General features: G+C 59.9%; 11 protein-coding genes. 7 read left to right on the top strand and 4 right to left on the bottom strand.

Going from position 1 to position 12035, the window contains the following annotated elements:
* Window positions 1–620, top strand: a 620-nt coding sequence (locus DX909_RS28500; RefSeq protein ID WP_128548664.1) for a DUF1553 domain-containing protein, incomplete at its 5' end; no start/stop codon positions are given.
* 27 nt (window positions 621–647) lie between these two features.
* On the opposite strand, the gene DX909_RS28505 is transcribed toward DX909_RS28500, so the two are convergent.
* From DX909_RS28505 to DX909_RS28515, 3 genes are all read right to left on the bottom strand, one after another.
* Window positions 648–1193: a hypothetical protein gene (locus DX909_RS28505; protein WP_128548665.1), complete on the bottom strand. Its 546-nt coding sequence runs from the start codon at window positions 1191–1193 to the stop codon at window positions 648–650.
* 58 nt (window positions 1194–1251) lie between these two features.
* Window positions 1252–1590, bottom strand: coding sequence for a PadR family transcriptional regulator (locus DX909_RS28510; protein WP_128548666.1), 339 nt, complete (start codon window positions 1588–1590; stop codon window positions 1252–1254).
* Window positions 1591–1742: 152 nt separating this feature from the next.
* Window positions 1743–3086: a hypothetical protein gene (locus DX909_RS28515; RefSeq protein ID WP_128548667.1), complete on the bottom strand. Its 1344-nt coding sequence runs from the start codon at window positions 3084–3086 to the stop codon at window positions 1743–1745.
* A gap of 338 nt (window positions 3087–3424) precedes the next feature.
* Here DX909_RS28515 and DX909_RS28520 point away from each other — a divergent pair, with 338 nt between their 5' ends.
* Complete coding sequence (locus tag DX909_RS28520; RefSeq protein ID WP_128548668.1) at window positions 3425–6067, top strand: ABC transporter permease; 2643 nt, start codon at window positions 3425–3427, stop codon at window positions 6065–6067.
* A gap of 15 nt (window positions 6068–6082) precedes the next feature.
* Here the strand turns inward: DX909_RS28520 and DX909_RS28525 are convergent, their stop codons facing one another.
* Window positions 6083–8359, bottom strand: a complete 2277-nt coding sequence (locus DX909_RS28525) for a DUF7133 domain-containing protein (protein ID WP_128548694.1) — start codon at window positions 8357–8359, stop codon at window positions 6083–6085.
* Between the two features lie 247 nt (window positions 8360–8606).
* On the opposite strand from DX909_RS28525, the gene DX909_RS28530 reads away from it, so the two are divergent.
* From DX909_RS28530 to DX909_RS28550, 5 genes are all read left to right on the top strand, one after another.
* Entirely contained in the window at window positions 8607–9218 is a 612-nt protein-coding gene (locus DX909_RS28530) for a CbrC family protein (RefSeq protein ID WP_128548669.1), read from the top strand.
* A 4-nt stretch (window positions 9219–9222) separates the two neighbouring features.
* Window positions 9223–10830 carry an N-acyl-D-amino-acid deacylase family protein gene (locus DX909_RS28535; protein WP_128548670.1) on the top strand — a complete coding sequence of 536 codons (1608 nt, stop codon included), beginning with the start codon at window positions 9223–9225 and terminating at the stop codon, window positions 10828–10830.
* A gap of 66 nt (window positions 10831–10896) precedes the next feature.
* Entirely contained in the window at window positions 10897–11373 is a 477-nt protein-coding gene (locus tag DX909_RS28540) for a DUF6932 family protein (protein ID WP_128548671.1), read from the top strand.
* A gap of 38 nt (window positions 11374–11411) precedes the next feature.
* Entirely contained in the window at window positions 11412–11606 is a 195-nt protein-coding gene (locus tag DX909_RS28545; RefSeq protein WP_206513076.1) for a hypothetical protein, read from the top strand.
* A gap of 34 nt (window positions 11607–11640) precedes the next feature.
* Window positions 11641–12033, top strand: coding sequence for a contact-dependent growth inhibition system immunity protein (locus DX909_RS28550; protein ID WP_128548673.1), 393 nt, complete (start codon window positions 11641–11643; stop codon window positions 12031–12033).
* Window positions 12034–12035 lie beyond the last annotated feature (2 nt).

Consider the following 12035-nt stretch of genomic DNA (forward strand, 5'->3'; position numbering starts at 1 on the left):
GGCTGCTGGCGCGGGGGCCGCGCGTGCGGCTTTCGGCCGAGCAGGTCCGGGATCAGACGCTGGCCCTCAGCGGCCTCATCAGCCCCAAAATGTATGGTCCGAGCGTGATGCCGCCCCAGCCGGAGGGCATCTGGCAATCGCCCTACAACGGAGAAAGCTGGAAGCTGAGCCAGGGCGGGGACCGCTACCGGCGGGCTTTATATACCTACTGGAAACGGACGTCTCCGTATCCATCCATGATCAGCTTTGACAGCCCCAGCCGCGAGTTCTGCCAGAGCCGCCGGATCCGGACCAACACGCCCCTGCAGGCGCTGGTGACGCTCAACGACCCGGTGTATGTGGAAGCCGCCCGCCGACTGGCCGAGGAATTGCAGCAGCGGGGTACGACGGCCGAGCAGCAGCTGCGGGCCGGTTATCGCAAGGTGCTTTTCCGGGAGCCGTCGCCCCGGAAACTCGCCGTTCTGCTTGGTTTATACCGGCGCAGCGAGTCCTATTACCGACAGCACCCGGAAGAAGGCCGCACGCTGGTGGCCTGCACCGACGCCACTCCCCAGCTGGCGGCCCTGACCGTGACGACCAACGTTCTTCTCAATCTGGATGAGGTCATTTCGAAGGAGTAAGGACCGGAATTGCCGTTGATCGGCTTCTTACCAGTTCTTGACGAGCCGGCCGGCCATATGCAGCGAGTTGCCGTCGAGGATGACGGTTCCGATCAGGTTGTCTTTTACCACCCGTTTTCCCTGTTTGGACAGGTCCTCCGGCACTTCCTTACTGAAGCCGAACCGCTCGCCGTTCGACTCGTAGTAAAAAATCAGGGGCTCGAAGGTTCCGTCCGCGCTGTTTTCGCTCAGGCTGTAGGTAACCGCCGGTTTGCCCGGGACCGGCACCTCGATGGTGACGGCGATGGCCGAAAGCTGCCCGTTCTTATAAACGGCATTGTGGTAAGCCATCCGGATGCCCTTCTCCCCGAGCATGACGACGGCTTTATCCAGCAGTTCCTGCGACAACTGGGGCTTGATGACCAGATAAGTGTCCCCTTCTTTCTGGCTTACCGAAACGGCCGACCGGACGCCGGTGGTCGGGGGCACGGTGGCGAAGAGGGGTGACTGCACGAGGCACGTCAGCGCGATCAGAGAAGAAACAAACCGTTTGCCGGCCAATTGGCCGGAAGAGAGCTGCTGCATGTTTTGCATGATAGGGTTGAATGGGTTGTTATAAAATGGATGGATGATTCAGGTGGTAACTGTTTGCTCAGGCAAGACCGGTTCCGAAGGCGGTTTTGGGAATTCCGGCCCACAGTTCATTGCGGACCCGGCGGGCCTCCTGCAGGGCTTGTTCACCCGTGGTCGTCACGACAAAAAGCCGCTTGCGACGTCCTCCGCGCTCGGCGGTGGCCTCCCCGAAACGGGAACTGACCAATCCTTTTTCCTCCAGACGCTGCATGGTCCGGTGCACGGCTCCGAGGCTCATGGGCCGCTCCAGCCGACGGCCGAGTTCCTCCACGACCGCTACGCTGTAGGCATCATCATAAAGCAGGGCAATCGTCAGCAGGACCAGTTCTTCAAATTCACCCAACTGTGTTCCTTTCATGTCCGGGCCAATATCTTTCCACTATGCATAGCAAATAAACTGCCAGTTTTCCAAAAACCTTGTTTCCAGCACGGCAGGGGTGTTTTCTACGGAAATGCGGCCGGGCCGCCGTCCATAAGCGGACACCGGCTGTACGATTCGGGACGGTGGTTTCAGAACCGGTCGACCACGCCGTTATGCTCGAACCGGGTGTCTTTCACGGCGCCGAGACCGTTGAACCGGTATTGCAGACCCACGATGCCGGTCGGCGGGTTGGGGAAGGTCAGCTCGCAGGCCTTCAGGCCGTTAACATGGAGCGTAACGTGTTGATCGACGGCTTCGACGCGCAGTTTGGTCCATTGGCTCAGGTCGGCTCCCAGCCGGGAGAGGTCGGCCTCACGGCTGTTCAGGCCTTTGCCGCAGAAGTATAGATTCAGTTCGCCCACGCAGGTCCGGGCCGCCAGCGGAATGATGATGATGTCGTCCTTGCACTGGATCAGCACCTCTACAGACTGGCAGGCCCCGGCCCCCTCCCGGTATTCGACTTTCAGGGTAGTTTCAAAAACGAAATTGTCGTTCATGAGGTCACCCAGGTCGCGCTGGTTGAAAAAACGGACTTTAGGAGCCTTCGGACGAAGCGAATACCGGTAGGTTTTCAGGAGGTTTTCATCCACCTCGACCCGGTCGTTCCGGACGATGTCCGCCTTTTTGAAGTAGAACGGGATCGGGTCCTCCTCGATCAGACCGAGCCAGCCGTCGGTCGTGACCTGCAGATCGTGCGTGCGGGCCACCTGCCCGTCGGCCAGCAGTTTGGTCCGGAAGAAGCCGGGATAGTAATAAATCGCCGAGTGGGCGTGGTTATTCTTCGAAACCAGCGTTTTACGTCGGATATCCCAGGTCTGGACGATGAACACCGAGTCGGTTCGGGCGGCCCGGGCGTCGTAATGAAACACCACCGAGTTCGGGACGCCCCGGGTTACCATCTTGTCGGCCCGGAAGGAGAAGCGGGCGGGGTCGATGGGGGCGGGATGCCGGCTGAAGGCAATGATCAGATAGCCGACACCGGCCAGCAGCAGCCCGGAAATCACCCAGACGGCTTTCCGGAATTTTACGGCCCTTCCGGTGCGGCCGGGTTCCGGCCCTCCGGCGGCTGCCGGGATCACCCTCGGAGCGGCAACCGCGGGCAACGGTTCAGGGCCGACGGACACCGGTCCGGAATCGGTGGCGGTGCCGACCGGTCGGGTTTCCTGCCGGCGAAAGCTCCGCCAGTCGGCATAACCGGCAAACTGGGCCAGCACGTTCAGGGTCGTCAGCGTCGGGGTGTTCTCATACCGGAGTTTGCCCCAGATGCGCTTGAGGGTGGTTACGCTGAGTCGGACACCGGTCTGATCCTGAATCGTTTCGCTGAGCTTTTCGAAATCATAGTGGTTCCAGTCGGAGCCGCTGCCCCAGCCCAGCTGCGCTTCGATTAAACGGAGACATTGCTGAAGGTACTGTTCTTCCGTAGTCTTTGTCATACGCGATCCATGGTTTCCGGTGGCAGGCCGACGACCTCCACCGGATCGGGATAACCCGCACACATTACGTGCCATGCCCAAAAAAGCGGCCCGGTGATCCGGCCCGATAGCAGCCTGCCGCCGAACCGGCCCGAAAATCGCTTTCGGGACGTGTCTCCCGGCCCGAAGCCGACCGGCCGGAAAGGCCCCGGTCTGTCCTAAAGCGTACATTTTCTGTCCGGTAGCGGACACCGCCCCGGCACGTTCCCGGCGCGAAAACCCGCATTTCAGGCCGGATTCCGGCTTTTGGCGGGAATGGCAATTTATTTGCTCAGCAAAAATAGATTTAATACGATTTCATGAAGCGGCAAACCGATTCTCCCCATCCGCCCCGTCTGGCCGACCGCCTGCTGGAATGGTTCGTGGCACCCCACCTGCTCGAATCCCTCCAGGGCGACCTCCACGAGGAATTTGCCTGGCAGGTCAGGCGCATCGGCGCGGCACGGGCCCGCCGGCGCTACTGGCTGGACGTGCTGGGTTTCCTGCGCCCGTATGCCATCCGAAGAAAGCCGAACGACGAACCACAACCTTTCCCTCTGCATCCCGATATGATTCGAAATTACATTAAAATCGCCTGGCGCAATCTCGCCCACACCAAAACCTTTTCACTCATCAACGGCTTCGGACTGATGCTGGGGCTGGCCTGCGCCCTTCTGATCTTCGTGGTGGTCGATCACGAAACCGGTTACGACCAGCACCACAGCAAAGGCGACCGGATTTACCGGGTGGAAACCTCGAACACCGGCGAATCCTCCCCGCACCCCGGCACTTATACGGAGATGGGGGCGGTCTTACGGAATGAGGTGCCGGAAATTGAAACCGTCGCACCGGTTTTCTACGACTGGGGCCAGAACCTTTCCCTTCCCGCCGACGGTAAATTCTTTAAAGAGCCGGTCGCTTTCGTGGACCCCGGCCTGTTCAATCTGCTTGATTACCAGTGGCTCACCGGCGATGCCCGCACGGCTCTTTCCCGGCCCGGCCAGGTGGTGCTGACCGAGTCGACGGCCCGGAAGTTCTTCAATTCGGCTGACGTCACGGGAAAAACCCTCCGGCTCGGCGACCGCCACGACCTGCTGGTGACGGGCGTCCTGAAAGACCATCCGGTCAATACCAACTTCCCCTTCGATGTCCTGGTGTCGGCCGCGACCCTGAAGCAGGTGAAGCCGGATTACGATACGCACGGCTGGGGCGGCTTCGGGGATAGTTATCAGGTGTATGTCTTGCTGAAAAAGGGCATTGCACCAGACCGACTGGCCGGCCGCTTCCGCGCCATTCAGAAGAAATATCAGGATGCGAAAACCATTGAGGTCCAGCGGTTCGTGCTCAACCCGCTGTCGGAACTTCATTACGGCTATAATTTCAGCGGGCGGCAGGCCAGCCCCAAACTGCTCAATATGCTGCTGGTGATCGGCGGGTTCGTGCTGCTGATCGCCTGCATCAACTTCATCAACCTGACCACCGCCCGCGCCCTGAAACGGGCGAAGGAAATCGGGGTTCGCAAGGCCATCGGCAGCAACCGGAAGTCGCTGGTTTACCAGTTTCTGGTGGAAGCCGGGCTGATCACCTTCCTGGCCACCCTGTTTTCCCTCGGGCTGGCCTGGGCCGTGCTGCCGGCGGTGGCCGGCCTGATGGGCCTGCCGCTGACGACGGCGGACCTCTTTACGCCCCAGGTCGGACTGTTTCTGACGATTCTGCTGGTGATGACTACCCTGCTCGCCGGTACCTATCCGGCCTTCCGGCTGTCGGCCCTGCCGCCGATCCGGGCGCTGAAGAACAACCGGCTGCCGGGCGCGGGGTCGGGCATCTCGCTGCGGCAGGGTCTGGTGGTGGTGCAGTTTACGGTGTCGATGGTGCTCATCAGCAGCACGTTGCTGATCAACCGGCAGCTGTCGCTGTTCCGAAACTCGGATCTGGGCTTTAACAAGGAAGCCATCCTCACGGTCGGGCTGCCGAATAACGATCCCGGAAAACTGCAAACCCTCCGCAACCGGCTGGTCGAGTCTCCGCAGATCAAAGACGTCAGTTTCTCGCTCAACAGCCCGTCGGCCGAGAGCAACTGGATGCAGATGATGCAGTACCGGAAGAGTGCCCAGCCGGTGGAGATCCGAACCCAGATGAAATTTGTGGATTCGCATTTTCTGGCTACCTACGGCATCCGGCTGGTGGCGGGCGAAGCCTTCCGGGACGGCGACACGCTGCCGAAAGCCGTCATCAATGAAGTATTTCTCCAGCGCATGGGCCTCGACCGGCCGGAGAAAGCGCTGGGCCAGCTGGTTTACTACGGAGACGGGAAAGAATCCATGCCCATCGTCGGCGTCGTGAAAACCTTCCATGTCAACTCGCTGCACCAGGGCATCGACCCGACCATCCTGCGGGTGGTTCCCAAACACTTTTACCAGGCCGGTATCAAACTGGAATCCGGAAACCGGTCGTCCGAAAACCTTCAGGCCGCCCTCTCGACCATCGAAACCGTCTGGAAGGCGACGTTCCCCAACCAGGTCTTCGGGTATGAATTTCTGGACCAGACGCTCGCCCAGGCCTACCATAACGAAACCCGGACCGCCCGTCTGATCGAGACCGCTACCGGGATCGCCATCCTGATCGCGTGTCTGGGTCTGTTCGGGCTGGCGACGTTCGCGGCCGAATCCCGCACGAAGGAAATCGGCGTCCGGAAGGTACTCGGAGCCTCCGTGGCCGGTATCGTGGCGCTGCTCTCGAAAGACTTCCTGAAGCCGGTCGTCGCGGCCATCGTTCTGGCTACGCCGGTCGCCTGGTACGGCATCGACCAGTGGCTGGATAATTTCGAATACAAGACCACCATCGACTGGTGGGTGTTCGTGCTGGCGGGCGCGCTTGCCGTGGTCGTCGCCCTGCTGACGGTCAGTTTCCAGAGCCTCAGGGCCGCCCTGACCAATCCCGTCAAAAGCTTACGATCCGAATAAGTCGGACTCATTCCATCACTGGCCCAGCTCGGCAAGGGTCCAGGCTTTGCTTCGTCCGGTCGTCTGGTCGCGGATTTTCTTCACGTCCGCGGCCGTGACGATCGGGGTGGCGCGGGCATTGGGTCCGGGATAGCCGCGGAAGGTGCCGAACTCATACCGGATGTAACTCAGCACGGACGCGATCCAGGCGTCGTCGTTGGCGGCCATCGACGGCATGACGTCGGGGTAGGTTTTTTCGTCGATGGGGCCGGACAGACCGTGGAGCAGGATTTTGATGACCATTTCCTTCTCTCCGCTCAGCCGTTTGGACCCGGCCAGGGGCGGAGCCACCATGCTGCTGCCGCCCACCGCCAGCCCTTTGCCGTCCGGGCCGTGGCAGGTGGCGCAGATGGTTTTGAAGCCGGCGGCTCCGGCCAGGATGGTCGTCCGGTCGGCCTCGTCGAGTCGGCCCAGCCGCAAACCGTATTTCTTCACGTCCTCGCTTTTCTGAAGGCTTTTCCAGGCGCCGGCAAGCATTTCATTACCGGAATTCAGACCCAGAAGGTCGCGGGTCAGCGCTGCGGCTTTCGGCGATGAACTGCGGCTGAGGGAGAGCACCAATTGGGTACGGACATCGTAGCTCGGATCGGCTTTCAGCGCGGCCAGCCGCTCGATCATCGGCTCGTCATTTTTGCGGAGATACGGCTCACTGAGCCAGACCCCGGCCCGGCGAAGCTGCGGGTCCTCGTCCTTCAGTGCCACCTCCAACAGGTCCTTATCGACGGCATCCAGCCCTTCCAGCGTCCAGAACGCGTGCAGGCGCCCCAGCGTCGTTGGCTTCTTCCCGAGCGGCCCCGGTTTGCCGAGGGCGATCTCGCGCAGGGCCGGAACGACCGAGCGGTCGCCGAGCACCACGAGTTGTTTCTGGGCGTTATCGCGCCACCAGCCGTTCGGGTGGTCGAGGTAGGTCACCAGTTTAGCCGCCGGCTCGTCCAGCATCCGCGGTTTCGGCCCCGGTTTCATGCCTTCAAAGACCAGACGGTAAATCCGGCCGTGCTGCACGTTGCGGTCCAGCCCCAGCCGTTTGATCTGGGGCCGCAGGTAGCTGCCTTCGGGCGTCCACTGCGACTCCTGAATGATGCCGCGGTTCATATCGACGATGTACAGACAGCCGTCGGGGCCGGTATAGGTGTTGACGGCCCGGAAGTTCATGTCCGTCGAGGCAATGAACTCCTGCTGATGATAGGCGTTTTCGAGGGTGGTCTTGCCGTCTTTATTGATCATTTTGGCCCGGCGGATGATCCGCGCGACCGGCTCGCTGATCAGGTAATCGCCGACGAGGTCCGCCGGCAGCCGGTCGCCCCGGAAGATCGACTGGCCGCAGCCGGCCGTGAAGTGGTTGAGGGTCGAGTCGGGCCGGAGCCGCTTCAGCCCGCCCTGAATGTCGGGCGTTTTGATGATGGGCCAGACGGCCGCAAACTCCTCGCTGTACTGGTCGGGGAACTCCAGCGCGCCGTAGGTCGGATTGATCTGGAAGCCGGAAGCCGGGATTTCGCCCCCGGCGCGGGAGAAGAACAGCCGGCCGTAGTTGTCGTGCGTCAGGCCCCACTGCCCGTTGGAGCCGTTGGGCAGCGAATCGACCTGGAGGGCGCCGTTTTTATACCGGAACCGGATCGGGTCGACGGTGACGTAAATCCAGTTGTCGAGGTTCCAGTCGAGGCCGCTGCGCTGGTGTTCGAGGTTGCCGGGCGCCTTGCGCGGAACGGTAAACAGCGGTTTTTTGGCGTCGGCCACCCCGTCGCCGTTCGTGTCCTTATAGCTGTAGATATTGTAGGTATCGGTTTCGTTGACCAGCAGTTCGTGATCGACGCAGAGGATGAGCCGGGGCAGCAGGAGTTTGTCGAGGAACACGGAGCTTTTGTCCATCTTCCCGTCGTTGTCGGTGTCTTCCAGCCGCATGATCCGGCATACCGGGTCGTGTTCGCCGGAGCCGTCCACATCCTGCATGTAGGTGTTCATCTCGGCGACGTACATCCGGGCGTTGCCGTCCCAGGCGATGGCGACCGGCTCCCGGATCATCGGCTCGCTGGCGACGAGTTCCATGCGGTAGCCCTTCGGCAGCCGGAACGAACGCAGGCTTTGTTCGGGCGTCAGGTGCGCCGGGCTGGGGTTGTCCGTAAAAGCGGGAACGTCGGGCGTGGCTTCGGACCCGGCGGTCTGCGCGGTTTGCTGCGAAGTCGGGTTCGAAACCTTACAGGTAACGACGAGCAGGGAAAAAGCCAGCAGGCCGGCTTTCCAAAAGGTATTATTCATCATAAGGGCTCAGGAACAATTCGTCAATCTAAATAGCAAGTTAGGAAGAATTTATACTCTTACCGGCTGAGGTTTAGCAGGATTCGGGGAAAATTTTAATCCCGGGCGTGATTTTAAAAATCAGCCTCGGCCGATCTCACGGCGGTATCCGAAAAATTCTATCTTAGTGCAGTGATCGGGCCGCCGGCCTTTTTCATAAGCGATTCCCGTAAACCCACTTTCCTCTTTACTCAAATCAGGATCCGAGATGACCTTCAAGTATTTCGACAAACCGGAAATCTTTGTCGGCTTTCTTGACGAAAAAACCACCTGCGACACCTGCGGAGAATTTACCCGCTGCTTCGACGCCGAACCCTTTTACGGAGAAGAAACGCTGGCGGCCGTCTGCCCGTCCTGCCTGGAAAAAGGCCGGCTCTACGGAATGGACGTATATACCTGTGAGGGAGATTTTTCCGAACTGAAACGGCAGTTGACCGAACGGCATCCGGACCTCGACGAAAACGAAATCGACGCCATGGCCGAGGAAAAAACGCGCGAACTGGAAAAAACCACCCCGCACCTGGTCACCTGGCAGGACTGGCTGTGGCCCTGCGCCGACGGCGACTACTGCCAGTTCATCGGCTACGGCTCCCGGCCCCTCTACAACCGGCTTTCGCGGGATTTCAACGGCCAGGCCCTGTTCGAATCCTCCCTGTATTACACCCTGCGGGACGATTCGGACGCGGACGCGCTCTGGGAAGAAGAAATGCCCCGCAAGGAAGTCCGGACGTATGAAGAAAGCAGCCGGTACAGCACGCTCTTCTACGTGTTCAAAAGTCTTCATTCCGACCAAATCATCACCACCTGGGATTCCGACTGAGTTCATGAAACACTTCATCTTCTGCCTTTGCCTGCTGTTTTCCATCGGCGCCCATGCCCAGACCTACGACCTGATTATTAAAAACGGCCGGGTGGTCGACGGCTCGGGCAACCCCTGGTATTATGCCGACGTCGCCATCCTGAACGGAAAAATCGCCCGCATCGGCAGCATCCCGGCCACGGACGCCCGCGCGACGGTCGACGCCCGCAACCAGATCGTGGCGCCCGGCTTCATCGATGTGCATACCCACGTCGAAGGCAGCCTTCAGGACCGCCCCGGTGCCGAGAATTTCCTGCACGACGGCGTCACGACGCTGGTGACGGGCAACTGCGGCAGTTCGGCCGTCGACCTGCGGGCGTTTTTCGACTCGCTCCGGATTCAGGGCTTTTCGCCGAATCTGGCGTCGCTGGTCGGCCACAATTCGGTCCGGCTGAAAGTGATGAAGATGGCGTTCCGCGAACCCACCGCCCGGGAGCAGGCCGAGATGGAACGGCTCGTGGAGCAGGCCATGAAAGACGGCGCCGTCGGCCTGTCGACCGGCCTCATCTACACCCCCGGCACCTACGCCCGCACGCCCGAAATCGTCAATCTGGCGAAGGTGGCGTCGCGCTACGGCGGGGTGTATGCGTCGCATATGCGAAATGAAGGTCAGGAAGTCAAAAAAGCCATCGGGGAAGCCATTCAGATCGGGCGGGAGGCCCGGATTCCGGTCGAGATTTCGCATTTCAAGGTCGCCGGCAAACCGATCTGGGGAGCCGCCGTCGAAACCGTGGGGCTGGTGGAGGCCGCCCGGCGGGAAGGCATCGACGTGACGGTCGATCAGTATCCGTATACGGCATCCAGCACCTCGCTGGCGAGCATCGTGCCCTCCTGGGCGCTGGCCGACGGTGATTCGGCCACGCTGGCCCGGTTCCGCGACCCGGCTACCCGGACGAAAATCCGGAAAGAAATGCTGGCATCGCTGAAAGAGAACGACCGCAAAAATTTCGATTACGCCGTGGTGGCTTCCTTCCCGGCCGACACGAGCTTCAACGGCCTGTCGATCACGAAGATCAATCAGAAACTCGGCCGAAAGAACAAAGCCGACGCGGAGGCCGATCTGGTGATGGACCTGATGGAAAAAGCCGGTATGAAGCGCATCCAGATGGTCTACCACACCATGTCGGAGGAGGATGTCGCCACGATCATGCGCTACTCCAACACGATGGTGGCCTCGGACGCGGGCGTGACGCGCTACGGCTCTGGGATGCCGCACCCGCGCGGCTACGGCTCCAACGCCCGGGTGCTGGGGCGGTATGTCCGTGAGAAGCAAATTATTCCGGTGGAGGAGGCCGTCCGGCGGATGACCTCGCTGCCCGCCCAGCGGTTTTCTCTCGAAGACCGGGGCCTGCTTCGGCCCGGTTATGCCGCCGACCTTGTGATCTTCGACGAAAAAACGGTGACCGATCAGTCAACCTACGACGTGCCCCATGCTTATTCGACGGGTTTCTCCTACGTGCTGGTCAATGGGGTGCCGGTGATCGAAGCCGGGAAACACAACGGGAAGCGGCCCGGCCGGATTCTGACCGGCCGGGGATATGCCGGGGTCATGGAGGAGAGGGCAGGAAAGTAAACACCGGATTTTTGGCGTAACTTGCCGGGCGGGATGTAAACCCGCTGATGACCGCACCGTAACGGAATGCATTTCGACCAGCACGGCTTTCTGACTCCGTATGGAGTGATAGAAACCGATTTTTCTATTTTTGAACAGGTTTTTGTTTCGGCCTTTCCGGAGTCGACCACCCGCCGGGCCTTGTTCGACGGGTTGATGGAGTTCGACGAATGCCTGCAAAAACTGCTTCCCGAGGGCTATTTTCAGTGGATCGACGGCAGCTTTGTGACCAAAAAGCTGAATCCGGCAGACATCGACCTGGTGACTTTTGTCGACTATCGCTGGTATGAAAGGCAGGAGTCGGCGTTTAATGAGTTGAGAGCCTGGCGCTTCGACCGGGAGAAGGGAATCGACGGGTATTTCGTGAAGATTTATCCGGAGGATCATCCCCTTGTCAACGGGTATCGATACGATAAAACGGAGTGGGCTTTTACCTTCTCGAAAACCGCTCCAAAACCGGGTCACCAGAGAAGAAATAAAGGGTTCATTCAGCTAACTTTTTAAAACAGATGGATAGACCGACAACTGCAGAAGAAAGAAACTTGCTGATCCTAAGTACGCTCGAACTGATCGAGCGCACGACCAAGGCCATCGGATATCATCAGTCATTCGAGTCACCCGACCGGTTGGCTATTGACCAATACACTGAACTTCGCGAAAGACATCTGGCCTTTTTAGCCGAGCTGCTGGAAGATTTCGGCGTAGAAGCCCATCTTTCCGTCAGACAGGCCGCCTAACCAATGGCAAGCCGCCAAATCATGAATTAAAAGGATGGAAGTTTCACTACAAAACGAAACACTGGAAAGCCTGGAGGGAGAAATTCGGGACGAACCGGATTACGGGGATTTTGTGGGGCAGAAGATTCACGCGCTGCGCAAAACTCCGCTGGGCCGGCTCCGGTCGGAAGACCTGCGGCTGCTGATCGAAAACCGGGTCTCGCTGCCGTACCTGCTTCCCCTGGCCATCGAAAAACTCCGGAAGAATCTGTTTGAAGAAGGAGATTATTACCCCGGAGACCTTTTACAGAGTGTGCTGAATCTCAATACCGGCTTCTGGACGAATCACCCGCAGGAATGGCGGCAGGTTCACGAACTGATCCGCTACCGGGAGTTCGAACTGGAGGACCGGCACATTGCCACCGAAACCTTTCTGGAATTATCCTGAAC

The organism is Larkinella soli, assembly GCF_003703975.1.
In the GTDB taxonomy this organism is placed as follows: domain Bacteria; phylum Bacteroidota; class Bacteroidia; order Cytophagales; family Spirosomataceae; genus Larkinella; species Larkinella soli.